At 72.5% G+C, this 24638-nt stretch carries 20 protein-coding genes; 13 read left to right on the forward strand and 7 right to left on the reverse strand.

All coding sequences use genetic code 11. The annotated features are described in order from the left end of the window. Window positions 1-96: 96 nt before the first annotated feature. Window positions 97-639: a helix-turn-helix domain-containing protein gene (locus ABH928_RS34395; RefSeq protein WP_370072658.1), complete on the reverse strand. Its 543-nt coding sequence runs from the start codon at window positions 637-639 to the stop codon at window positions 97-99. Window positions 640-701: 62 nt separating this feature from the next. Here ABH928_RS34395 and ABH928_RS34400 point away from each other — a divergent pair, with 62 nt between their 5' ends. The 3 genes from ABH928_RS34400 to argH all read left to right on the forward strand — a co-directional run bounded on the left by ABH928_RS34400 (window position 702) and on the right by argH (window position 4751). Beyond that, window positions 702-1988: an alpha/beta hydrolase family protein gene (locus ABH928_RS34400; protein WP_370072659.1), complete on the forward strand. Its 1287-nt coding sequence runs from the start codon at window positions 702-704 to the stop codon at window positions 1986-1988. A gap of 136 nt (window positions 1989-2124) precedes the next feature. Further along, window positions 2125-3321: an argininosuccinate synthase gene (locus ABH928_RS34405; RefSeq protein ID WP_370072660.1), complete on the forward strand. Its 1197-nt coding sequence runs from the start codon at window positions 2125-2127 to the stop codon at window positions 3319-3321. 5 nt (window positions 3322-3326) lie between these two features. Beyond that, entirely contained in the window at window positions 3327-4751 is a 1425-nt protein-coding gene (argH, locus tag ABH928_RS34410; protein WP_370072661.1) for an argininosuccinate lyase, read from the forward strand. Between the two features lie 102 nt (window positions 4752-4853). On the opposite strand, the gene ABH928_RS34415 is transcribed toward argH, so the two are convergent. Next, a complete protein-coding gene (locus tag ABH928_RS34415; RefSeq protein ID WP_370072662.1) occupies window positions 4854-5468 on the reverse strand; it encodes a hypothetical protein in 615 nt (204 codons plus the stop codon). A gap of 94 nt (window positions 5469-5562) precedes the next feature. Then, the gene (locus ABH928_RS34420) at window positions 5563-6288 is read right to left on the reverse strand and encodes a lysophospholipid acyltransferase family protein (RefSeq protein WP_370072663.1); all 726 of its coding nucleotides are present in this window, start codon (window positions 6286-6288) and stop codon (window positions 5563-5565) included. Between the two features lie 229 nt (window positions 6289-6517). On the opposite strand from ABH928_RS34420, the gene ABH928_RS34425 reads away from it, so the two are divergent. Further along, entirely contained in the window at window positions 6518-6829 is a 312-nt protein-coding gene (locus tag ABH928_RS34425) for a hypothetical protein (protein WP_370072664.1), read from the forward strand. On the opposite strand, the gene ABH928_RS34430 is transcribed toward ABH928_RS34425, so the two are convergent. Continuing rightward, window positions 6818-8347 carry an FAD-dependent monooxygenase gene (locus tag ABH928_RS34430; protein WP_370072665.1) on the reverse strand — a complete coding sequence of 510 codons (1530 nt, stop codon included), beginning with the start codon at window positions 8345-8347 and terminating at the stop codon, window positions 6818-6820. The genes ABH928_RS34425 and ABH928_RS34430 overlap by 12 nt on opposite strands. Before the next feature lie 324 nt (window positions 8348-8671). Between ABH928_RS34430 and ABH928_RS34435 the strand changes: the two genes are divergently transcribed. The 9 genes from ABH928_RS34435 (at window position 8672) to ABH928_RS34475 (ending at window position 21292) form a co-directional block, all read left to right on the forward strand. Continuing rightward, window positions 8672-9172, forward strand: coding sequence for a GNAT family N-acetyltransferase (locus ABH928_RS34435; RefSeq protein ID WP_370072666.1), 501 nt, complete (start codon window positions 8672-8674; stop codon window positions 9170-9172). 418 nt (window positions 9173-9590) lie between these two features. Then, entirely contained in the window at window positions 9591-10592 is a 1002-nt protein-coding gene (locus tag ABH928_RS34440; RefSeq protein WP_370072667.1) for a methionine ABC transporter ATP-binding protein, read from the forward strand. Further along, on the forward strand, window positions 10589-11398 hold the full coding sequence (locus ABH928_RS34445; protein ID WP_370072668.1) for a methionine ABC transporter permease: 810 nt from the start codon (window positions 10589-10591) through the stop codon (window positions 11396-11398). The genes ABH928_RS34440 and ABH928_RS34445 overlap by 4 nt, the downstream gene beginning before the upstream one ends. 79 nt (window positions 11399-11477) lie before the next feature. Then, a complete protein-coding gene (locus tag ABH928_RS34450; RefSeq protein ID WP_370072669.1) occupies window positions 11478-12323 on the forward strand; it encodes a MetQ/NlpA family ABC transporter substrate-binding protein in 846 nt (281 codons plus the stop codon). Window positions 12324-12437: 114 nt separating this feature from the next. Continuing rightward, window positions 12438-13106, forward strand: coding sequence for a GNAT family N-acetyltransferase (locus ABH928_RS34455; RefSeq protein WP_370072670.1), 669 nt, complete (start codon window positions 12438-12440; stop codon window positions 13104-13106). 296 nt (window positions 13107-13402) lie between these two features. After that, window positions 13403-14599: a precorrin-6y C5,15-methyltransferase (decarboxylating) subunit CbiE gene (gene cbiE / locus ABH928_RS34460; protein ID WP_370072671.1), complete on the forward strand. Its 1197-nt coding sequence runs from the start codon at window positions 13403-13405 to the stop codon at window positions 14597-14599. Between the two features lie 557 nt (window positions 14600-15156). Continuing rightward, window positions 15157-19077, forward strand: a complete 3921-nt coding sequence (gene cobT / locus ABH928_RS34465; RefSeq protein WP_370072672.1) for a nicotinate-nucleotide--dimethylbenzimidazole phosphoribosyltransferase — start codon at window positions 15157-15159, stop codon at window positions 19075-19077. Between the two features lie 161 nt (window positions 19078-19238). Then, window positions 19239-20465: a uroporphyrinogen-III C-methyltransferase gene (gene cobA / locus ABH928_RS34470; protein WP_370072673.1), complete on the forward strand. Its 1227-nt coding sequence runs from the start codon at window positions 19239-19241 to the stop codon at window positions 20463-20465. 23 nt (window positions 20466-20488) lie between these two features. Further along, on the forward strand, window positions 20489-21292 hold the full coding sequence (locus ABH928_RS34475; protein ID WP_370072674.1) for a TrmH family RNA methyltransferase: 804 nt from the start codon (window positions 20489-20491) through the stop codon (window positions 21290-21292). Window positions 21293-21305: 13 nt separating this feature from the next. Here ABH928_RS34475 and ABH928_RS34480 read toward each other — a convergent pair whose 3' ends face one another. From ABH928_RS34480 to ABH928_RS34490, 3 genes are read right to left on the reverse strand one after another with little or no spacing between them, the layout of a single operon-like run. Continuing rightward, the gene (locus tag ABH928_RS34480) at window positions 21306-21935 is read right to left on the reverse strand and encodes a TIGR03086 family metal-binding protein (protein WP_370072676.1); all 630 of its coding nucleotides are present in this window, start codon (window positions 21933-21935) and stop codon (window positions 21306-21308) included. Beyond that, window positions 21910-22389, reverse strand: coding sequence for a hydrolase (locus tag ABH928_RS34485; RefSeq protein WP_370072690.1), 480 nt, complete (start codon window positions 22387-22389; stop codon window positions 21910-21912). Before ABH928_RS34485 ends, ABH928_RS34480 begins: the two co-directional genes overlap by 26 nt. A 56-nt stretch (window positions 22390-22445) precedes the next feature. After that, complete coding sequence (locus ABH928_RS34490; protein WP_370072677.1) at window positions 22446-24578, reverse strand: protein kinase; 2133 nt, start codon at window positions 24576-24578, stop codon at window positions 22446-22448. Between the last annotated feature and the right edge of the window lie 60 nt (window positions 24579-24638).

The following is a 24638-nucleotide window of genomic DNA, read 5'->3' on the forward strand; positions in this document are numbered from 1 at the left end:
CGTGTGTGCGGTGAAGCCTAGACACCTCCACCACACCGGAGGTCTTCGTCATGATCAAGCCCCCAGGACCGTCAACAACGCTCGTGGTCAATACACCTAGCTGGGACTCTCCGGTTGCTCGACCGGGAAGAGGATCGGGCTGAGCAGGTAGCGCGCGCGTTCCGGCGCGGGCTCGTTGCCGAGCAGCGGCACGATCGCCTGCTGGAGCGCGCCGATGAGCGTGGTCAGTTCCTCCCGGCTCAGCCAGATCCCGTGCTGCCGGTAGCCGACCAGGTCGGCGACGGGGTCGGCTGCGGCCTGGTCCAGATAGCCGCTGAACTCGGCGATCAGCGTCGCCATCGCTGCCGTGAACGCATGCCGGTGGTCGTCCGCGGTGAGCGACGCGAGGGTCTCGGCGTCCACGGAGGCCTTCTCCTGTCGCAGGCGGTAGCCGCGTTCGACCGCGCCGCGGACGCGACGCTCCTCGGCGACCTCCAGCACGCCCGCGCCCGCGAGCTGGTCCACGTGCCGGTACACCGTGGCCTTGCTGGCGTCGGGGATCCGCTCGCACAGCTGACTGGTCGTCAGCATCCGCCCGCCGCGCAGGGCGTGGATGATGCGCAGGCGGACCGGATGCGCGAACAGTTCGAGGGAGTCCATCGTCGAATACTCTCATGTGTGCTACCTTTCGCAAAGGTGAGAACAATCGAAGGGGGTACCGCATGGAGGCAGCACAGCAAGCAGCGGTGGCCGTCGGGCTGACGCTCGTGGACCTGGCGATGCGAGGCGACTTCGCCGCGATCGAGGCGCGGTTCGCGCCGCGGCTGCGGGTGGCTCTCCCGGCCGGCGGGTTGCGCAAGGCGTGGGAGAGCGAGATCGGCATGATCGGAGCGGACCTGCGGCGCGGCGAGCCGACGACCGAAGAGATCGGCCCGGGGCTGGTCCGTGTCGGGGTCCCGCTGGTCGGTCGGCACGGCGGGCTGACGGTGCTGATGGGCATCGACACCGAGGGTGCGGTGCAGGGGCTGCGGCTCGACGGTGCGGGCGGCGGCGAATCCGCGTGGGCCCCGCCCTCCTACGCCGACCCGGCCCGCTTTGAGGAGCGCGAGGTCGTCCTCGACGCCGGACTCGGCCCCGTCGCGGGCGTCCTCACGCTTCCGCACGTCGCCGCGCCCGCCCCGGGCGTGGTGCTCCTCTCCGGCGCCGGGCCCTTCGACCGGGACGGGACCGCCGGGCCGCTCAAACCGCTCAAGGACCTCGCCTGGGGGCTGGCGAGCCGCGGCGTCGCGTCGCTGCGCTTCGACAAGGTGACCGGTGTCCACACCGACCGCGTCGCCGCCACCCCTGGATTCACCCTGGCCGACGAGTACGTCCCGCACGCCGTCGCCGCCGTCCGTGCGCTGCAGGCGACCCCTGGCGTCGATCCCGCGCACGTCTTCGTGCTCGGCCACAGTGCGGGAGGCAAGGTCGCGCCGCGCGTCGCCGCTGCGGAGCCCTCCGTCGCGGGGCTGGTCCTGTTCGCCGCCGACGCGGCTCCGATGAACCATGCGGCGGTGCGCGTCTTCCGGCACATCGCCGCGCTCACCCCGGGGTTGGCAGCGGAGGCGGAGCCGGCCATCGCCGAGCTGGAGCGCGAGGCGGCCCGGGTGGACAGCCCCGACCTGGCCGCCGACACGCCTGGCACGGAACTTCCGCTGGGCCTCTCCGGCGCCTACTGGCTCGACCTGCGCGGCTACGACCCCGTCGCGACCCTCGCCGCGCTGGACGTGCCCGCGTTGGTGCTGCAGGGTGGGCGCGACTACCAGGTGACGGTCGCCGACGATCTCGCCCTCTGGCGCGCGGGTCTCGACGGGCGGCGCGGGGTGACCATCAGCGTCCACGAGCGGGCCGACCACTTCTTCTTCATGGGGGACGGCCCGGCCACGCCGGCGGACTATGCGGTCCCCGGACATGTGGACGGCGTCGTGGTCGGGGAGATCGCGGACTGGATCGCTGCGCAGCGGCTTTGAATTTCATACGGGGGCATGCATAATTATGCCTAGCGCCGCGAGGCTCTGCCCGCGTAGTCGCCATGTGCTTCCGTGGTCGCCCCCGGCGGTCCTGGATGCATGCCCCCGTCTGCCCTGTGAGTGATTGGAGATAGCCGTGACCGAGCGCGTCGTACTTGCCTACTCGGGCGGTCTGGACACGTCCGTCTGCATCGGCTGGATCGCCGAGGAGACCGGCGCCGAGGTGATCGCCGTCGCCGTCGACGTCGGCCAGGGCGGCGAGGACCTGAACGTCATCCGCGAGCGCGCCCTCGCCTGCGGCGCCGTCGAGGCCGAGGTCGCGGACGCCCGCGACGAGTTCGCCGACGAGTACTGCCTGCCGGCCATCAAGGCCAACGCCCTCTACCAGGGCGAGTACCCGCTCGTCTCGGCGCTCTCCCGCCCGGTCATCGTCAAGCACCTGGCCGCCGCCGCCAAGAAGCACGGCGCCACCACCGTCGCCCACGGCTGCACCGGCAAGGGCAACGACCAGGTCCGCTTCGAGGTCGGCATCGCCAACCTGGCGCCCGAGCTCACCTGCATCGCCCCGGTCCGCGACTACGCGATGACCCGTGACAAGGCGATCGCCTTCGCCGAGGCCAACAACCTCCCGATCGCGACCACCAAGAAGTCCCCCTACTCGATCGACCAGAACGTCTTCGGTCGCGCCGTCGAGACGGGCTTCCTGGAGGACATCTGGAACGCGCCGATCGAGGACGTCTACGACTACACCCAGAACCCGGCCGTCGCCCGCGACGCCGACACCGTCGTCATCTCCTTCGAGGCGGGCGTCCCGGTCGCCATCGACGGACGGAAGGTGACGGTCCTTCAGGCGATCGAGGAGCTCAACAAGCGGGCCGGTGCGCAGGGCGTGGGCCGCCTCGACATGGTCGAGGACCGCCTCGTCGGCATCAAGTCCCGTGAGATCTACGAGGCTCCGGGCGCGATCGCGCTGATCACCGCGCACCAGGCGCTGGAGAACGTCACCGTAGAGCGTGAACTGGCCCGCTACAAGCGGCAGGTGGAGCAGCGCTGGAGCGAGCTGGTCTACGACGGCCTGTGGTTCTCCCCGCTCAAGCGCGCCCTGGACGGCTTCGTCAACGAGGCCAACCAGTCTGTCACCGGCGACATCCGGATGGTCCTGCACGGCGGCCGGGCCGTCGTCGACGGCCGCAAGTCCGCCGAGTCGCTCTACGACTTCAACCTGGCCACCTACGACACCGGCGACACCTTCGACCAGTCGATGTCCAAGGGCTTCATCGAGATCTTCGGCATGTCGTCGAAGATCGCCGCCAAGCGTGACCTCCAGGGCTGATCGACATGGCCAAGACTGAAGACGTCCGGCTCTGGGGTGCGCGGTTCGCCGACGGTCCGTCGGAGGCGCTGGCTGCACTTTCAGCAAGTGTGCACTTCGACTGGCGGCTCGCGCCGTACGACATCGCCGGATCCAAGGCCCACGCCAAGGTCCTGCACCGCGCCGGACTGCTCACCGACGACGAGCTGACCCGGATGCTGGACGGCCTGACGGCCCTGCTCGCCGACGTCGAGTCGGGCGTCCTCACCGGCACCGTCGCCGACGAGGACGTGCACACCGCGCTGGAGCGCGGCCTGCTGGAGCGGCTCGGCCCCGAGCTCGGCGGCAAGCTGCGCGCGGGCCGGTCCCGCAACGACCAGATCGCCACGCTGGGCAAGATGTACCTGCGCGACCACGCGCGGATCATCGGCGGCCTGATCCTGGAGCTCCAGCAGGCGCTGGTGGGCCTCGCCGAGGCCCACCCGGGCGTGGCCATGCCCGGCCGCACCCACCTGCAGCACGCCCAGCCCGTCCTCTTCGCCCACCACGTGCTCGCCCACGTCCAGGCCCTCAGCCGGGACGCGGAGCGGCTGCGCCAGTGGGACGTGCGGACGTCCGTCTCGGCGTACGGCTCGGGCGCGCTGGCGGGCTCCTCGCTCGGCCTCGACCCGCAGTACGTCGCGGCGGAGCTCGGCTTCGAGGGCGGCTCGGCGGCCAACTCCATCGACGGGACGGCCTCCCGCGACTACGTCGCGGAGTTCGCCTTCGTGACGGCGATGATCGGCATCAACCTCTCCCGCATCGCGGAGGAGGTGATCATCTGGAACACCAAGGAGTTCGGCTTCATCACGCTGCACGACGCGTTCTCGACGGGCTCGTCGATCATGCCGCAGAAGAAGAACCCGGACATCGCCGAGCTGGCCCGGGGCAAGTCCGGCCGCCTGATCGGCAACCTGACCGGCCTGCTGGCCACGCTCAAGGCGCTGCCGCTGGCGTACAACCGGGACCTCCAGGAGGACAAGGAGCCGGTCTTCGACTCCTGCGACACGCTGGAGGTGCTGCTCCCGGCGTTCACCGGGATGATGGCGACCCTGACGGTCCACGAGGAGCGTCTGGAGGAGCTGGCCCCGGCTGGCTTCTCGCTGGCCACGGACATCGCGGAGTGGCTCGTCAAGCGCGGCGTCCCCTTCCGGGTGGCGCACGAGGTCGCGGGCGCCTGCGTGAAGTTCTGCGAACCGCGCGACATGGAGCTGTGGGATCTGACGGACGAGCAGTTCGCGGAGATCAGCCCGGCGTTGACCCCGGACGTCCGCGAGGTCCTCTCCGTCCACGGCGCGATCGCCGCCCGCGACGGCCGCGGCGGCACCGCGCCGGAGGCGGTCGCGGTCCAACTGGCAGAGGTCAAGTCCAACCTGACCCTCCAGGAGGAGTGGCTCGCCGCCAAGCGGTAGTCGCCCCCGGCGCAACCCGCCACAACCCTGCGCAACATGGCGCTGCGGCACGGGCCCCTCGTACGAGGGGCCCGTCGCTGTACCCGGGGGTGCGTGGTGCTGCTACTTGGACCAGGTCACCACCGCGTTGGAGTTGCTGGTGTTGGCGATGGAGGTGACCGCCACGGTTCCCGTGGCGCCCTGGTAGGCGCCGGTGCCGCCGGTGATCTTGAGGGTGATGGTCGGGCTCTGTGAGGCGAAGTTCTGGACGGAGTTGTCCGCGAGGAGCATGCCCTGGCTCGTGCCGATCTGCGCGGAGCAGGTGGCTGTCCCCGGCAGCTTGGTGAACAGGCAGAAGATGTGGTCGGTGGCGGAGACGTCGGAGGAGTGGCCGGCCTGGGTGCCCGCGTAGTCGTTGTCCGTGCTGATGAAGTAGTCGCCGACGGCCGGGCTGGTACTGGGGTTCGTGATGGGCTGGCCGTTGACCGTGTACATGTTGGACAGGGTGTTGACGCTGTAGAACTTCCATACGGTGGTCGTCGTGCCACCTGAGGCGCTGGTGGAGCCGCTCGGGGTCGCGCCCGCCGAGGACGTCGTCATCGGCGGCGGGCCGGAGGGGCCGGCCGAACCGGAGCCTGCGGCCACGGCACCGGTGGCACCGGCGGTCACCACCAGCAGCCCCGCGGCGACCGCGCTTGCGGCGGCAAGGAATCGCGCATCTCGCGCATGGGAACTCATCGGGTCCTCCCGGGATCGGGGACCCCTCGCACCATTGTCACGCGCCCTCGGACGCGGCGCCGGTCAGGAGCCGCGTCCGAGGGCGCGTGCGACGTCAGGCGGCCTTCTTCAGTTCCGTCTCGGACTTCGCCGCCTTCGCGGCCAGCAGCTTGGCCTTCGTGGCGTACATGTCCACGTACTCCTGACCGGAGAGGTCGAGGATCGCGGAGACGATCTCGTCCGTCACCGCCCGCAGCACGAAGCGGTCGCGCTGCATGCCCTCGTACCGGTCGAAGGTCAGCGGCTTGCCGAAGTGGATCTCGGGGCGGGCCCGGAACGGCCTGCGCCAGCGCATGCTGCCGTTGGCCTGGACCTCGTCCGTCGCGACCAGGCCGACGGGGATGACCGGCGCGCCGCTCGCGAGCGCGAGGTGGGCGACACCCGTGCGCCCGCGGTGGAGCCGGCCGTCAGGGCTGCGGGTGCCCTCCGGGTAGATGCCGAACAGGCGTCCCGCCGCCAGCTCGCGCATGCCCGTGTCGATCGCGGCCGTGGAGGCGCGCCCGCCGCTGCGGTCGACCGGGACCGCGCCGACGCCGCGGAAGAAGGAGGCCATCAGCCGGCCCTTGACGCCGCGGCCGGTGAAGTACTCCTCTTTGGCGACGTAGTGCACCTGACGCGGCGCGGCCAGCGGGAGGAAGACCGAGTCGCAGAACGACAGGTGGTTCGGCGCGATGATGGCGGGGCCGTCGAGGGGGATGTTCTCCACCCCGGTGACACGAGGGCGGTAGAGCGTGCGGACCACGGGGCCGACCACGATCCTCTTGAGCAGCCAGTAGAACACCGTTCCTCCGTCATCTGTAACTGGCGCGGGCGCGATGCGCAGGATCCTAGTCGCCTCCCGTTACCGACGGGTACACCGGGCGACGTGCTCCCGGTTACATTCCGTTGATCGCTTGATTACGCCTGAGTGTCGCTGGCTTTCCTGTGGTTTGCCCTCGTTCGGGTGGCGGTCCCGCCGAGGCCGCAGCCGAGGCACCGTCACCGGCCGTTGTCCAGGCATGAGCACAGGCATGAGCACGGGCATGGACAGTGTGTACATGTTCCCGGAGTACGAGGTCCCGGCCGGACTGCGGCTGCCCCGCCTCGCCACCTGCCCGGAGGCGCGCGTCCTCGCGCGGGAGCGTGCCGCGGAGGTGCGCGCCGCCGTCGCGCTGCTGCCTGCCCGGTGCGCGGAGCTGGTGGGCGCGCTCCTCGACGAGCCCACCACCGACTACGGCGAGCTGGCCGCGCGGCTGCGGATGCCGCGCGGCAGCATCGGGCCGACGCGCTCACGCTGTCTCAGCTGTCTGAGACGGCGCCTCGGTCCACTCTCAGGCCTGTAGGTCGCTCACGGGCGCCGGTTCCCCGAGCCATCCACCGATGCCCGCGCTCATCTGCTGCGGCGTCGGGCCGTCAGCCGCCCAGGCCACGTATCCGTCCGGGCGCACCAGCACTACCCGGTGGTTCAGCCGCGGCGAGGTGACGTGCAGCAGCCGGTCCGACCAGCGGTCGTCGGATGCCTGGCCGTTCGCGCTGACCAGGACGAACTTCCCCTCCCGCAGGGCCTCGTAGAGCCGGGACGGGCCCTTGCCGTCATGCTCCGCGTCGCGGGACAGCTCCAGATCGGGGGCGCGTGTGCCGACGTACGGGTGGGAGCCGGACGGGGCCTGCTTGTGGTAGGAGATGCCGATGCCGGAGATCTCCAGCCCGCCGCGTCGGGTCAGCGGGCGCAGTCGGCTGCCGACGCCCAGCATCAGCCTGCGGGCCAGCCGCAGTGCCGGTTCGTCACCGATCGACAGGCGCAGCAGACCGCCGGAGGTGCGCAGGACGTGCGCCCCGACCGGGTGCCGCTCCGCGTGGTAGCTGTCGAGCAGATCCCGCCCGGCCCAGCCGCGCAGCGCGGCGGCCAGCTTCCAGCCGAGGTTGGCGGCGTCCTGGAGGCCGGTGTTCATGCCCTGGCCGCCGGCGGGGGAGTGGCAGTGCGCCGCGTCGCCCGCGAGGAAGACCCGGCCGACCCGGTAGGTCGGCGCCTGCCGCTCGTCGCTGTGGAACCGGGAGAGCGCGCGCGGCTCGTGCGGGCCGAAGTCCTCGCCGAGGATGCGCGTGGTGACCCGGCAGAGCCGGTCGAAGTCGACGGGGGCGCGGTCCGGCTGCTGGTCGTGCCGGTCCCAGGTGAGGATCCGGTACCAGCCGTCGCCGTAGGGCGCCATGAAGGTGAAGCCGGCCTCGCTCGCGCCGACGTTCAGCAGGCTGGACGGCTCCCGTTCGAGCCGGACGTCGGCGAGCATCACCGACTGGATCGCGGACTCGCCCGGGTACGGAACGCCCAGCAACTCGCGCACGGTGCTGTGGACGCCGTCGGTACCGACGGCGTACGTGCCCCGGAAGGTGACGGCGCCGCCGTCCACGGTCGCGTCGACCTCCACGCCGACGGCGTCCTGGCGCAGCGCGGTGACGTGGGCCCCGCGCACGAGGGTGACCCCGGCGTCCAGGGCGCGGCGCTGGAGCACGGCCTCGGTGTTGTACTGAGGGGTGATCAGGACCATGGGGAAGCGGCTGGGGAGTTGGCCCATCTCCACCTTGAGCCTGCCGAAGATCTGCAGGTTGTCGATCTGCGCCCCGGTCTCCATCAGCTCGTCGGCCAGGCCACGGGCGTCCAGCTGCTCCAGCGTCCGCGCGTGGACGGCGAACGCGCGGGACAGGTTCGACTCCTCCTGACGCTTCTCCAGCAGCGCCACGCGAAGCCCGGCCGCGGCGACGTCCCCGGCCAGCAGCAGGCCGGTCGGCCCGGCGCCGACGACCAGGAGGTCGTAGTCGGTCTCGACGGCCCTGCCCGCGTCGGTGTTCTTGCCTGTGCGCATCGCTCGTTGCTCCCCGGAGAAGTGGTGAGGCGGTGAGGTGGCCGGACGTCAGGGTGTCCCGACGTCGGGGCGCTCCGTTCGAGTGTGGCGTGAGGAGTGTCACTCTGGCGCTAACTCGGCTGTGTCGCAAGGAAAGCCGCTCCGGCGGGCGAACCGGTCCGACGACCGCGCAGGTTGCAATCGGAGTACCACGGGGTAAAGGGCTCTGGAACGTTCGCCGGTGGCACCGCATGATCGTCGGGCGGACCACACCTCCGGTCAGCATCCCGGTCGCTTCCCCTCAGTTCCGCGCGGCCGGGCTCACGAGAAAGGGAGGAAGCGCACATGGGCATGAGCGTGACCACCTCGGTCGCCACCGAGGACGATGCCGAGCGGATCCTGAAGCTCCAGTACCTCTGCTACCAGGACGAGGCCGAGCTCTACGGCGACTGGGCCATCGACCCGCTGACGGAGAGCCTGGAGAGCGTCCGGGCCGAGCTGAAGGACCGTCGCATGCTGGTCGCCCGCCTCGGCGACGAGGTCGTGGGGGCGATCCGCGGTTGGGTCGACGAGGACGGCGTCGGCAGGATAGGGCGGCTCTGCGTCCACCCGCGGATGCAGCGTCACGGCCTCGGCACCCGGCTGGTGCGCGCGATGGAGACCCTCCTCACGGCCGAGGACCCGCGTCCCCGCTCGTTCCGCCTCTCCACCGGGCATCGGAGTGTCGGCAACCTCCGCCTCTACCAGCGCCTCGGCTACCGCCGGGTGGACGTGGAGGAGGTCAACAGCCGACTGAGCTTCATCGGCCTGGAGAAGCCCGTGGAGGACCTGGCCGCGACCGCCTGATTTCCTCAAGGCGCGGTTGCGCTGTCCAGGGGCGTGGGGAACTGCGCGAGAAACCACTGACATGCGGATGGCCCCGCCCGTTCGGTGCCCTACCTGCGTGGGTGGCTTGTCGCGCGGTTCCCCGCGCCCCTTAGATAAGTGCAACTTCTCTATTGCCCAAGCATTCGTTTTGGATGATCCCAGGATCATCTGTTTTACTGAGTCCCATGACAGCGAACACGACCTTCCTCCTCACCGGCGCAACGCCGGCAGGTGGTCGTGGCATGCGCGCCATGACGCGCAGCCGCTGTCGAATGTGCGGCTGCTGAGCCTCCCCGCTCGGCCTCGTCCCCGCCCGTAGAGCTCCGCTCCGGGTTGCCCCGCACGCCCCTTCTCGCGCGAGTGCCACGCCCTCGCGCGCCGACCCACGGAATCACCTGTGATCACCACATCTGACCTGCGTAAGGTCTACCGCGCCCATGGCCGGGACACCGTCGCTCTCGACGGCGTCGATCTCCACGTCCGCACCGGCGAGGTCTACGGCGTCGTCGGTACCAGCGGCGCCGGGAAGAGCACGCTCATCCGCTGCGTCAACCTGCTGGAGCGGCCCTCCTCGGGCGGCGTCCAGGTGGACGGACGCGAGCTGACCGAGCTCTCCGCGAGCGAGCTGCGGGCCACCCGCCGCTCCATCGGGATGGTCTTCCAGCACTTCAACCTGCTGGCCCGCCGCACGGTCGCCGAGAACGTCCAGCTGCCGCTGGAGCTGACCGGGCTCACCCGTCGCGAGCGGGCCGCCAAGGCGGCCGAGCTGCTCGACCTGGTCGGCCTCGCCGACAAGGCCCGCGCCTACCCGGCGCAGCTGTCCGGCGGACAGAAGCAGCGCGTCGGCATCGCCCGGGCGCTGGCCGGAGATCCGAAGGTGCTGCTCTCCGACGAGGCGACCTCCGCGCTCGACCCGGAGACCACGCGCTCGGTGCTCCAGCTGCTGCGCGAACTCAACCAACAGCTGGGCCTGACCGTCCTGCTGATCACGCATGAGATGGACGTCATCAAGTCCGTCTGCGACTCCGCCGCGCTGATGCGGGCGGGCAAGGTCGTCGAGTCCGGCACGCTGAGCGAGCTGCTCGCCCGGCCCGGCTCGGAGCTGGCCCGCGAGCTCTTCCCGCTCGGCGGCGGCACGCCCGTCGCCGGTGACGAGCCGCTGCAGGGCAGCACCCTGGTCGACATCACCTTCCAGGGCGACGCCGCCGTCCAGCCGTTCATCTCCCAGCTGGCGCGCACCTACAACGTCGACGTCAACATCGTCGGCGCGGCCGTCGAGACGATCGGCGGGCGCCAGGTCGGCCGGATGCGCGTCGCGCTGCCCGGCAGCTTCGAGGAGAACGTCGTACCGATCGGCTACCTGCGCGAGCAGGGGCTTCAGGTGGAGGTGGCGGCGTGAACTGGTCGGACATGCAGCCGCTGCTGTGGCAGTCGACGCAGGAGACCTGCTGGATGGTCGGCCTGGCCACCCTCGCGACCGTCGTGGTCGGCCTGCCGCTCGGACTGCTGCTGGTGCTGACCCGCCGTGGCGGGCTGCTCCAGAACGCGGCGGTCAACAAGCTGATCGGCGCGATCGTCAACATCGGCCGCTCGCTGCCGTTCGTGATCCTGATCGTGGCCATCATCCCGTTCACCCGCTGGCTGACCGGCACCACGCTCGGGTGGCAGGCGGCGACCGTGCCGCTGGCCGTCGGCGCGATCCCGTTCTTCGCCCGGCTGGTCGAGACCGCTGTCGGCGACGTGGACGGCGGGCTGATCGAGGCCGTGCAGGCGATGGGCGGCTCGACCTGGACGGTGGTCCGCAAGGCGCTGCTCCCCGAGTCGCTGCCGGGTCTCATCTCGGCGCTGACCACCACCGTCATCGCGCTGATCGGCTACTCGGCCATGGCCGGCACGGTCGGCGGCGGCGGGCTGGGCACGCTGGCCATCAACTACGGCTACATGCGCTTCGAGACCACCTTCATGTGGGTCATCGCGGCCGAGCTGGTCGTCCTGGTGACGCTGGTCCAGCTGCTCGGCGAGGGGCTCGCCCGCGGCCTCGACCACAAGCGCGGCACCACCTCCCGACGGTTCACCCTCGCACTTTCGTTCCGACGGACCGTCACCACCCCCAAGACCTCCGTGGTCGCAGCGTCGGTCACCGACGACGCGACGGCCACGGACACCCCCGCGCAGGAGCCGGTCGCCTCCGGCACCACGCGCTGATCCACCCTCACCACACGTAAGCACCGCGAGCAGAGCACCACCAAGCACCGCTCGGCACAACCAAGGAAGGGCACTTTTCGTGCGTACCTCCGTGAAGCTCACCACCACCGCCCTCGTCACCGGCGCCCTGGCCCTCTCGCTGGCCGCGTGCGGCTCCGGTTCGACCTCCGGCAGCGCCTCCGGCTCGGCGGCCGACGCCGACAAGCCGCTGATCGTCGCCGCCTCGCCGACGCCGCACGCGCAGATCCTCGACTTCATCGCGAAGAACCTCGCGCCCAAGGTCGGTCTGAAGCTCCAGGTCCAGGTGGTGACCGACTACGTCACCCCGAACCTCGCCGTGCAGGACGGCTCCGCCGACGCTGACTACTTCCAGCACCTGCCGTACCTGGAGGACTTCAACAAGACCCACGGCACCGACCTGGTCTCCGTCGAGGCCGTCCATCTGGAGCCGCTGGGCCTGTACTCGAACAAGGTGAAGTCGGCGAAGGCGCTCGCCGACGGGGCGACCATCGCGGTGCCGAACGACGCCACCAACGAGGGCCGTGCCCTCAAGCTGCTCGCCGACAACGGCCTGATCACCCTGAAGTCCGACGCCGGCATCACTGCCACGCCGGACGACATCGCGAGCAATCCGAAGCACTTCAAGTTCCAGGAGATCGACGCGGCCCAGCTGCCGCGCACCCTGAGCGACGTCGACGCGGCCGTCATCAACGGCAACTACGCCCTCGACGCCCACCTCAGCCCGACGAAGGACGCGCTGCTGCTGGAGAAGGCGCAGGGCAACCCCTACGCCAACATCCTCGCCGTCAAGGCCGGGAACCAGAACGACCCGCGGGTCAAGAAGCTCGCCGAGCTGCTGCACTCGCCGCAGGTCAAGCAGTACATCGAGAAGACCTTCGGCGGGGCGGTGATTCCGGCCTTCTGACGGAGCGAGTAGCCTCGTTCTCCCACAGCCGTCAGTGCCTGTTCGCCCCGGAGCAGTTCGGCGCGCCGGGGCAAACAGGTGACGGCGGCCCCCACCCTGGAGCATGATCGTTCCATGAGCAGCAGCGATACGGCGACCGGACCGTCCGGGTCCGCGGCGGGATCCGCGTGCGGATTCCCGGATATCACCATCAACACCGATCGCCTGGTGCTGCGCGCCCTCGAGCCGGAGGATGCCCCGGCTCTGGCCGAGATGCTGAACGACGAACTGGTCCACCAGTGGACCACCGTGCCCCACCCCTACACCGCCGCCGACGCCCACGCCTGGGTCCACGGCCGGGCCGCCCGCGAGCGCGACAGCTGCCGGGGCCTGGTTCTGGGGGCGGTCGAGTTCCTGACCCAGCGTCTGATCGGCACCGTCCGGCTCCGCGCCACCGACTGGCGGCTGCGCAGCACCGAGGCGCAGGTCGTGGTCGCGCCCTGGGCACGCGGCGAGGGCTACGCCGGCGAGATCGTCCACGCAGTCGCGCAGTGGCTCTTCGAGGACCAGAAGTTCGAGCGGATGGAGCTCCGCACCGCCGCCGGCAACACCCCCGCCCAGCAGGTGGCCCAGAAGCTGGGCGCGATCAGCGAGGGCGTGCTGCGCAGCTCCTGGCTGGTGCGCGGCGCCGACGCGACGCCCGACCGCGAGACCCGCTCCGACCTGATCGTCTGGAGCCTGCTGCCCGAGGACCTGTTGGTGGAGGACCTGTTGGTGGAGGACCTCGAGCCCGGCTGGTCCTGAGTCCCGCCCTTTCCTTGGCTCTCGTCTCCTTGGCTCTCGTCTCCTTGGCCTCGTCGGAGCTCACAGCTTTCCCGGGGTGATCGCGGACCCGGAACCCGTTAGCCTGTCCGTCGCGGACGCCGGGAGCTTGCTCGCTCGCGCGGTCGCGTACCGTTCGTATGCCCGCCCGACGCACGCGACGCCCGACCCGGACGACACGCCCGGGCTGCGCGTCGGCGCTGAACCCGCACAGAACCGACACACCGACACAGACCGCGCCGAGGCCGCTGGGGGCATCGTGAGGAGGCGGAACCGCCGTGGCTGACCGCGTCACCGTCATCGGCTGGGACGGCTCGCCGCTCAGCCAGTCGGCCCGCGCCGCGCTCGACGCGGCCACGCTGGTCGCCGCGGGCGGTAACCAGCTGCAGGGGCTCGGCCTGGGCAAGGGCGTCGAGCGGATGGTGCTGGGCAGCGTCGAACTGGTGGCCCGCAGGATCGCCGAGCACCGCGGCGCGGCCGTCGTGGTGGCCGAGGGCGACCCCGGGTTCTTCGGCGTGGTGCGCACGCTGCGCCGTCCCGAGTTCGGGCTGGAGATCGAGGTCATGCCGGCCGTCTCCGCCGTGGCCGCCGCCTTCGCACGGGCCGGGATGCCGTGGGACGACGCCCAGATCGTCAGCACCCACAACCGCGGACTGCGCCGTGCCGTCAACATCTGCCGCGCCCACCCGAAGGTCGCGGTGCTCACCGCGCCCGGCGCCGGACCGTCCGAGCTTGCGCTGATGCTGCGCGACGTGCATCGCACCTTCGTCATCTGCGAGGCACTCGGCACGCCGGAGGAGAACGTCACCGTCCTCACCTCCGACCGGGTCCCCAACCACCTGTGGCGCGACCCGAACGTGGTGCTGGTCGTCGGCGGGCCCGCACGCACCGAGTCGCTGCCGCCCTCCGGCTGGCTCGCCGGCCGCCCGGTCGACTTCCCCGGACCGGCGCGTGGCTGGGCGCTGCCCTCCGAACAGGCCGGGTACGAACGTGAACTCCCGGCCCCGGTGCGGGCGCTCGTGCTCGCCCGGCTCGGCCCGCGCCCCGGTGACCTGCTCTGGGACGTCGGCGCGGGCGACGGCGCGGTCGCCGTCGAGGCGGCCCGCTGCGGCGCGGCGGTCATCGCCGTCGACCGCGACGCGGACGCCTGCGCCCGCCTCGACGTCAACGCCCGCCGCGCGGGCGTCGAGGTCCAGACCGTCCCTGGCACCGCGCCGGAGGCCCTCGCCGACCTGCCCGAGCCGGACGTGGTCCTGGTCCGCCACGGCGCGGACGTGCTGCGCGCCTGCCTGACCCGCCGTCCGGAACGGATCGTCACGGTTCCTCGCACACTCGGCCAGGCCGAGGAGGTCCGCCACGCTTTCGCGGAGGCGGGCTACACGGTCTCCGGCACTCTGCTGCAGTCGTCTCCGCTGGACGCGAGCGGCGAGTTGGGCGCGGCGGTGCCGCGGTACGTGCTCTGGGGCGACCGTTAGGGCGCTTTGAGCGGTGGGCGCGGGGCTCTGCTGACCTGCCGGGTGTGGTCGCACCTCCAGGGGCGCGGGGAACTGCGCGGCAAGCCACCCATGACGGATGGTCCTCAACGCACAGGGCCATTCGCACCGGGTGGTTTCTCGCGCGCGCAGTTGATCAACCAGTTCCCCGCGCCGCTGGAGGTGCAACTTCCCCCTGCCAAGACGATCCCGTCCGCGCGCGGCGTGCTTCGCACACGTGTGCGTCCATGAGGCAAGACCGTGGCACTGCCCGTCACTGACGGCAGGTAGGCTGACGCTCTGTTCTTACGGGGCGAGCGCAACGTGGCGGAAGCCACAGCGCGGGCGGGCGTGCTCGTTGGCCATCGCCCCTGATGGGACGGAAGAATGCCGGGTGAGTCCGGGGCGATCGTGCCGGTTGCCCGGGTTCTGTCGTTCTTGTTTGCGGCAGGCCGGTGCTCTCCGGCCCACCGCGGCGAGGCGAGGACCGGAACGGTGGGTGTCGCGGTCGCGCACCGCGTCGCCGCGCACGCCAGGCGGCCCTGGAAGGAGCCAGTGACATGAGCGAATCCGGCATCGTCCCGAACGGGGGGCAGGTCTCGGGCGCCGAGCCGGAGCAGGTGCCGCAGGCGGTCGGCCGCCCTGCGTACACCTTCCTCGACGAAGTCGACGACGAGGAGGAGCTGCTCATGCCCGGTCCGCAGGACGCCTGGAACGAGGCCACGGCGCGGGGGCAGGGCGCGCCGATGGCCGCCCCGCACGCCGCGCAGGTGCCGGTGGCCGCCCAGATCCCGCAGGCGGCGCAGCCGGTGCAGGTCGCCGAGGCGGCGTACCTTCAGGGCGGCGTGCCGGGCCCGGAGATGTACGCCCAGCAGCCGGTGCTGGCCGAGCCGTCCGTCCTTGCGGCGCAGCCGGTGCAGGTGTCGAGCCCCGGCCGGCCGATCGACCCGCTGACGGACCCGCTCCCGCAGCTGTTCAACGATCCGCTGACCGGCCCTCACACCGATCCGCTGCCGCAGGCCGTGGAGCCGGTCGCGCCCGTCGCGCCGGTCGGGGCAGTCGCCCCCGAGGCCATGCCTGCGGGTGACGTCGCCTACGCGCAGGCGCACAACGGTGCCCCCACGCCGTCCTGGCCGCCGGTCGCGCCGCCCGCGCTGCACGCCGAGGCCACGCCGGACGCGCTCGGCTTCGTCCCGGCCGAGGCGATGCCGCAGGCACCTGTGCAGGCGCAGCCGGAGTTCCAGCAGGACGCCCAGGCAGGGCACGCAGCAGAGGTCCAGCCCGGCGGCGAGCAGCCGCAGACGCAGTCGGTCGAGGCCGTGGCACAGGCGTCGGGCCCTGGCATCGCGGAGCAGCAGGCTCAGCAGCGGCGTCCGCTGCACGCCGGTCCGCCCATCCCGGACCCGTCCCTGATGACGGGCCAGGTCCCGGTCCGCTCGCTGGCCGACCGCGGGCCCAGCGGCGGCAACTCCGGCCTCCCGTCCGCTACCCCGCCGCACGGCATCCCGGTGCCGGTCGCTCCGGTTCCGGCGGGTGCCACCAACGGCTCGCCCGAGTACCTCGACCATGCCGTCGCAGCGGAGGCGGTCCAGGCCGCGGTGGAGACTCAGGCCGACCCGGCGCAGACCCAGGCCCAGACTCAGGCCCAGGCGGGTGCGCCGATTGCGGTCGCCACCGCCGTGCCCATGCCCGTCGTTCCGGCGCAGATGCCCTCCCCGGAGAGCACGCTGGGCGGCAACCCGGTGGTGGCGCAACAGCACGCCGAGGCCGTTGCCGGGCCTTCCGGCGAGCCGGTTGCACCGGTCGAGCCCGTCGCTGCAGACACCCCGAACGTCGTGGTCGCCCCCGTGGAGCCCGCCGAGCCGGTCGCGGTCGAGGCGCCCGTGGAGTCGCAGCCGCAGCAGGCGGATCAGGCGGAGCAACCCGCCCAGGCGTCGCCGTCGGAAGAGCCGCAGGCCCAGGCCGCCGCCGAGGCTCCGGTCGCAGAGGCCGTGATTCCGCCACAGGGCGGGCGCGCTGACGCTCCGCAGAGCCGGATCGCCAGCTTTATCGCGCCCCCGTCCGGTGCGACCGCGGAGACCCTGGCCGCTCCGGCCGAGCCGGAGGTCACCGCCCAGGGCACCGGCGTGCTGACCGTCGACCCGGAGCTGGTCGCCGCGCAGCCTGACGCCACGTCCGAGGCCCCCGCCGAGACGCAGCCGCAGGCCGTCGCCGAGACCCCGAGCGACGTCGAGCACGTGAACGAGATCGTGAACCAGAACGACGCCCCGACCGAGTCGCCGGCCGTCGAGAACGTTGTGGAGCCCGCCGTCGAAACCATCGCCGAAACCCCTGTCGAGTCCGCCGCCGGCTCCCCGACCGTGACCGACCCCGCCGTCGAGGCAGTCGCTGAGGCTGTCGAGCCCGGCGCTGCCGCCGAGGCGCCTGCCGATGCCGCGCAGCCCGAGGCCGTCACCGCGCCCGAGCAGCCCGCCGAGGCGAAGCCCGAAGCGGCCGAGGACGCGACCCACGCGCCCGGCACCCGGGCTGACGCCGAGCAGACCGAGCAGGCCGAGCGGCCGGAGCAGTCGGACGCCGAGAAGTCGGACGTCCCGCAGCCCGAGGCCGACGCCGCGCCCCGGCCCGAGGCCGACCCCGCCGCCGAGGCGGAGGCCGAGACGGACGCCGGAACCGAGGACGCCCACGACGCCAAGGACGCCGACGAAGCGGAGGACGAAGAGGTGGACGGCGAAGCAGCCCCGGCCTACGACGAGGACATGCGCGAGGCGGTCCACCGCGTCATGCGCGAGCGGCGCGACATCCGCAACGGCTTCCGCACCGACCCGATCCCGCACGAGGTGCTGATCCGCGTCCTGGAGGCCGCGCACACCGCGCCCAGCGTCGGCTACTCGCAGCCGTGGGACTTCGTGGTGATCCGCTCCGCCAAGACCCGGACCCGGATGCACGAGCTGGCGGAGCGTCAGCGCGACGTCTACGCCGACTCCCTCCCCAAGAGCCGCGCCAAGCAGTTCAAGGAACTGAAGATCGAGGCGATCCGGGAGACCCCGGTCAACATCGTGGTCACCGCCGACCGCACGCGCGGCGGTCGGCACACCCTCGGCCGGCACACCCAGCCGCAGATGGCGCCGTACTCGGCCGCCCTCGCGGTGGAGAACCTCTGGCTCGCCGCGCGGGCCGAGGGCCTCGGCGTGGGGTGGGTCAGCTTCTTCGACGAGGAGGAGCTGGTCCGCGAGCTCGGTCTGCCGGACCACCTGGAGGTCGTCGCCTACCTCTGCGTCGGCTACGTCAACGAGTTCCCGGAGGAGCCGGAGCTCGCGCAGGCGGGCTGGGCCAAGAAGCGCCCGCTCTCCTGGGTCGTGCACGAGGAGACCTACGGCCGCCGCGCCCTCCCGGGCGAGGAGCCGCACAGCGTGCTGCAGGAGACCCTGCGCGGTATCCGCCCGCTGGACGCCAAGGCGCTCGGTGAGGCGTGGGACCGGCAGAAGCGGATGACCAAGCCGGCCGGCTCGCTCGGCATGCTGGAGATAATCTCCGCGCAGCTCTGCGGTCTCTCCCGCAAGTGCCCGCCGCCGATCCCGGAGCCCGCGTGCGTCGCGGTCTTCGCGGGCGACCACGGCGTGCACGCCCAGGGCGTCACCCCGTGGCCGCAGGAGGTCACGGCGCAGATGGTGGGCAACTTCCTGGCGGGCGGCGCGGTCGTCAACGCCTTCGCCACCCAGCTGGGCGCCGAGGTCTGCGTGGTCGACGTGGGCGTCGCCTCCGAGCTGCCCCCGGCGATCGAGTCCGGCCGCACCACCGGCCTGCTGCCGCGCAAGGTCCGCCCCGGCACGGCTGACATGACGCAGGGCCCCGCGATGTCCCGCGAGGAGGCCATGCGCGCGCTGGAGGTGGGCATCGAGACCGCCCGTGACCTCGTCGCGGCGGGCAACAAGGCGCTGGTCACCGGCGACATGGGCATCGCCAACACCACCGCGGCGGCGGCGCTGATCTGCGTCTTCACCGGCGAGGACCCGGCCGTCGTCACCGGCCGCGGCACCGGCATCGACGACGAGACGCACGCCCGCAAGGTCGGCGTCATCCGTCAGGCCCTGGAGCTGCACCGGCCGGACCCGGCCGACCCGATCGGCGTCCTCGCGGCGGTCGGCGGTCTGGAGCACGCGGCCATCGCGGGCTTCCTGCTGGGCGCGGCGTCGCTGCGTACGCCGGTGATCCTGGACGGCGTGATCGCCGGTTCGGCGGCGCTGGTCGCCAAGGCGATCGCCCCGGAGGTGCTGGCGGCGTGCATCGCCGGCCACCGTTCGGCGGAGCCGGGTCACAAGGCGGCGCTGGCGAAGCTGGGTCTGCGTCCGCTGATCGACCTCGACCTCCGTCTCGGCGAGGGCACCGGTGCGCTGCTCGCGCTGCCGCTGGTCCAGTCGGCGGCGCGGGCGATGCACGATGTCGCCACGTTCGACTCGGCCGGGGTCACCGAGAAGCACTAACGCCCTGGTGGGCGGCAGAATCGCTTCTGCAGTGACCTTCGCCGTGTCGAGGCTCACCTTTTGCTGCCGCCTGTCGTTGCACTATCAAGGGGCGCGGGGCCCCTTAAGTCGTGCAACGTCCCATGTACTCAAAAGTTCTCGCGTCCCACGGAGTGCCGACCATGCCCACCGCACCGCTCGACGACGACACCACCCCGCCGTACCCCGTCGGGCTGCGCCTCGCCGGCCGCAGGGTCGTGGTGCTCGGCGGGGGACAGGTGGCTCAGAGGCGCCTGCCGGCCTTGCTGAACGCAGGCGCCGACGTGGTCGTGATCGCGCCGGAGACCACCCCCGCCGTCCAGGCGATGGCCGACGCCGGCGAACTCCGCTGGGAGCAGCGGAACTACCTGCCCGGTGACCTCGCGGACGCGTGGTACGCGCTGATCGCCACCTCCGACGCGGAGACCAACGCCGCGGCCGCGGCGCACGCCGAGACGCTCCGGGTCTTCTGCTCACGTGCTGACGACGCGTCCGCCGCCTCGGCGTGGACGCCCGCCAGCGGGCGGCAGGAGGGGACGGTCGTGGCCGTCCTCTCCGGCGACCCGCGCCGGTCCGCAGGCCTGCGGGACGCGATCATCGGCGGGCTGCGTGACGGCAGCCTCGCCGCTGCGCACCACCGCGGTCGCACGGCCGGGGTCGCGCTCGTCGGCGGGGGACCGGGCGACCCGGACCTGATCACCGTCAAGGGCCGCCGCCTGCTCGCCGAGGCCGACGTCGTCGTCGCGGACCGGCTGGCCCCGCGCGAGCTGCTGGAGGAGCTGCCGCCGCACGTCGAGGTGATCGACGCGTCCAAGATCCCCTACGGCCGGTACATGGCCCAGGAGGCGATCAACAACGCGCTGATCGAGCACGCGCGAGCGGGCAAGTTCGTGGTCCGGCTCAAGGGCGGCGACCCCTACGTCTTCGGGCGCGGGATGGAGGAGCTGATCGCCTGCACCGAGGCGGGCGTGCCGGTCACGGTCGTACCGGGCATCTCCAGCTCCATCAGCGTGCCTGCTGCGGCCGGGATCCCGGTGACGCACCGGGGCGTGACGCACGAGTTCAGCGTCATCTCCGGCCACGTCGCGCCCCAGGACCCGCGCTCGCTGGTCAACTGGGACGCCGCCGCCAAGATGCGCGGCACGCTGGTGCTGCTGATGGCCGTGGAGCGGATCGCCGCCATCTCCGCCGCGCTGGTCGCGGGCGGGCGCGCGCCGGAGACGCCGGTGGCCGTGGTCCAGGAGGGGACGACCGCCGCGCAGCGCGTCGTCCGGGCCACACTGGCCGATGTGGCCGCTGTCGTGGAGGCGGAGGGCATCCGGCCGCCCGCGGTCGTCGTGATCGGTGACGTCGTCGCCTTGGCACCGTGAGCCGTAGCGGGCAGGATCGACCCGTGGCCGAGCTCATCACCATCGAGGACCCGGAGGACCCGCGCCTCCACGACTACGTCGCCCTCACCGACGTCGAACTGCGCCGCCGCCGCGAGCCGGAGGAGGGCCTGTTCATCGCCGAGGGCGAGAAGGTGATCCGCCGTGCCCGGCTGGCCGGGTACCGGATGCGGTCGATGCTGCTGTCCGCCAAGTGGATCGACCAGATGAAGGACGTCATCGACGAGGTCCCGGCCCCGGTCTACGCGGTCACCCCGGCCGTCGCGGAGCAGGTCACCGGCTACCACGTGCACCGGGGCGCACTCGCGTCGATGCAGCGCAAGCCCACCGCGTCGGTCAAGGACGTGCTGGCCGGGGCGCGGCGGGTCGCGGTCTTCGAGGACCTGGTCGACCATGCCAACACCGGCGCGGCCTTCCGCAACGCGGCGGCGCTCGGCGTCGACGCGGTCCTGCTCAGCCCGCGCTGCGCGGACCCGCTCTACCGACGCTCCGTCAAGGTCTCGATGGGCGCGGTGCTCAGCCTCCCGTACGCGGTCCTCGACGCGTGGCCGGACGGGCTGACGATGCTGCGCGACGAGGGCTTCACCATCGCCGCCCTCTGCCTCGCGGACCGGGCGATCCCGCTGGACGAGTTCGTCTCCCGCCCGCACGAGCGCCTGGCGCTGGTCTTCGGCACGGAGGGCAGCGGCCTCTCCACGGCGGCTCTGCGCGCGGCCGACGAGTGGGTCACCATCCCGATGGCCAACGGCGTCGACTCGCTCAACGTGGCCGCGGCCTCCGCCGTCGCCTTCTACGCCACGCGTCCCTGACCGGCCCTCCGGCTCAGACCGGAGCCCAGTCGGGATCGCGACCGGTCAGGCCGAGCAGACGGTCCAGCGGCGGCGCGTCGTCGGGGACGGCGACGGGCGGTCCGAACAGGCCCGGCGTGCCGTCAGGGTTCTGCGCGACGACGTCCTGAGCCCAGGCGGCTGCGATGGACACCGCCGCAGCCGCCTGGGCGTCGTCGGTGGGGAAGGCCTGTCCGGTGGCGACGGCCAGGTCCCAGCCGTGGACCAGCACCTCGTCCAGGCCGGTTGCTCCCGCGATCTGCCCCGGTAGATCAAGACCGCCGACCCTGGTCATCCCTTCCCAGGCGTCGGCCGACCGCCAGGCCTCGGCGAGCGTCTCCAGCCGGTCGGGCAGCCGGTCCCGCCAGTCGGCGCCGAGCCGCGACGCGTCCGGCTCCCGGGGCCGTCCGCCGTCCGGCAGCGTCTCCTTCCGGCCCGCCGCCGCGAAGGCGACGCAGAGCAGGTCGATGTGGTCGAGCAATGCGCCGACCGTGATCCCGGCACAGGGCGTCACCGTGTCCAGCTGCTCGTCGTGCACGCCCCGCACGACTTCGGCGACCAGAGCGGTCGCGGGGCGGTAGTCCACGGGCCCGCCGGCGTCAGGTTCCGGCGTCTGTGTGGTCATGGGATGAGCCTCCTCGCTCCGAGCCGTCTCTCCGAGTCTCGCCCGGAACGACCGCTCCCGCCACGCGCTTGACGCCGATCAGCACCCGGTGGCGCTGGCGCGCACCGAAGTCGGCGAGGGACCAGACGGCCGGGCGGCCGACCTCGCGGGACAGGTGCAGGATCCGGTCCGGAGCGAGGCAGACGCCGACGTGGGCGCCGTAAGGGGCGGCGGTGGGGCCGAAGAGAAGCAGGTCCAGCGGTCGGGCGGTCGGGACGACGCGCGTGGCTGCCCGGTCCGACCACAGGTCCCTGGAGCGCAACGGCGGTACCCGCAGGCCGAAGTGGGCCAGCACGGCGTAGGCGTAGAGCTGGCAGTTCGCCCCGTCGGCGAGGCCCGGCCGGGCGGCGACGGCGGGGGAGCCGGGGTAGCGGGCGGCCAGGTAGGGCACGTCGACGAGCTCGGCCGGAAGCAGCTCGGAAAGCTCTCCGTGCCAAGGGAGTTCGCCCCCGCCCAGCTCCGTTCCGCCGCTCAGCCCTGCGTCGGGGAGGCGGACGTCGAAGCGCTTGCGGAGGCGGACCCCGAGGCCGTGGCGGACGCCGTGGGCGAGGTGACGCCGGATGCGGACGCCGCCGTGCTGCCCGGCCAGGTCTCGGTCATGGCGCCCTTGGCGGCGACCGTGTAGCGGGTGGTGCTGACCGTGCGGCTACCGGTCGCCGGGGTGCTCTCCGCGCGGACCACCGCGCCGTTCTGGATCTGCCAACTGCTGTTGCCGTTGGGGTTTCCGGTCGAGGCGTGCGCGGCCAGCAGCACCGGGTCGCCGCTCGACGGGACCTGGTACAGCTCGATCATGTCCTCGGGCACCGCCTGGACCCGGCGGGTCAGCACGACCACTGCCGCGGGCCGGCCCATGTACCGGGCGGGCAGCACCGTGGTCAAGGTGACCGGTGAGCCGGGGCCGGTACCGTGCCCGGCACGCAGGTCGATCCGGGAGCCGTCGGCCGGGTCCTGGTACGAACGCCCGCCCCAGTCGATCGCGGTGACCGTCTGGGCCGACGGGTCACCGGCCGACATCGCGACCAGCCCCTGGCTCGCGTCCTGGGCGACGGAGCCGGAGGAGGCGGTGGCGCTGTGGGCGGCCACGGGGCTCGCCGGGGCGGAGCCCTTGGGCGAACGGCTCTCGCACCCCTGGGCGGTGGCGATGGCCAGCGCCACGCCGACGGTGACGGTGATGAAGACGATCAGCCGCTGCCGCAGCAACCGCCGCCGCGCGGCGGGACCACCGGGACGGTTGGCGGGCCGGTTCGGCGGGGGCGTGCGCTGCGCTCCACGCGGGGGCGCGGGACGGCGCGCGGGCGTGGGCTGCGGCTCGCGTGCCGTCGCCGGCGCCGGACGCCGGGTCCCGGACGGGCGAGCGGAGGCCGATCCGGAGGCCGCGGCGGAGGCAGTGGCGGATGCCGAACCGGCGTCGGAACGCAGGCCTGAACCGGCGTTGCCGCCGGACGCCGAGCCCGCCCGCGAAGCCGACGCGCCGGGGCGTGCCCCCGGCGGGCGCCCCTCCCGCGCGCCGGGACGCCGGGCGTCACGCGGCGCCGCCGCCGTCCGCTGCCCGTCGCGCTGCGCCGGACGCTGGGCTTCGCGATGCGGATCCCGGTGCGCGTCGCGGTGCAGATCGCGCTGCGCCTCTCGCTGTGCCTCCCGCTGCGCCTCGTGCCGGGCGCGCGGGTCCCGCTGCGGGTCCGGGAGCGTGTCCTGCTGGGGCTCACGCCCGTCGTGCCCGTCGTGCCCGGCACGCGCCTCACGCGGCGGACGCGCGGGCTGCTGCGTCGGCGGTGCGATGCTGCGGCCGATCGCCGCCCCACGCGCGGCCAGTTCGCGCAGCTTCTCGTGCACCTGGGCCGGGGTCGGCCGCTCCGCCGGATCCTTGGCCAGGCAGGCACGGATCAGCGGAGCCAGCGCCGCCGGAATCTCCGTCAGATCGGGCTCCTCGTGCACGACCCGATACAGCATCACTTCCGAGCTGCCGGACCCGAACGGCGTGTCCCCGGTGGCCCCGTAGGCCAGCGTACTGCCGAGCGAGAAGATGTCCGTGGCGCCCGTCACACCGACGCCGCGCACCTGCTCCGGCGCGAGGAAGCCGGGGGAGCCGACCGCTGTGCCCACGTGCGTCAGGGTGCTCGCGCCGCTGGACCAGGCGATGCCGAAGTCGATGATCCGCGGGCCCTTGGGTGAGAGCAGGATGTTGGACGGCTTGAGGTCGCGGTGCACCACTCCGGCGTCGTGGACCTGGGTCAGGCCGTCTGCCAGCGCCGCGCCCACGGCGGCGAGTTCGGGCCAGTGCAGCGGACCGTCGTCGCCGACCCGCTTGTAGAGCGAGGGCCCGGGGACGTAGACCGTTGCCAGCCACGGACGTTCGGCGTCGATGTCGGAGGCGACGAGCCGGGCGATGCAGCCGCCGCGGATCCGGGACGCGGCGGCGACCTCGCGGGCGAAGCGGGTGCGGAACTCGTTGTCCTCGGCCAACTCGGCCCGGATCAGCTTGAGGGCGACCTTCTGGCCCTTGCGGTCGGCGCCGAGGTAGACATCGCCCATCCCGCCGCTGCCGAGACGGCGGTGCAGCCGGTAGGGACCGACGAGCCGCGGGTCCTCCCGTCGGAGCCGCATCATCGCCACCTTGCCGTCCCGTCCCACCGTCAGGTCGCCGCCGTGCGGCGGGTGCTGCCC

Source organism: Streptacidiphilus sp. MAP5-3, assembly GCF_041262505.1.
Taxonomy (GTDB): Bacteria; Actinomycetota; Actinomycetes; order Streptomycetales; family Streptomycetaceae; genus Streptacidiphilus.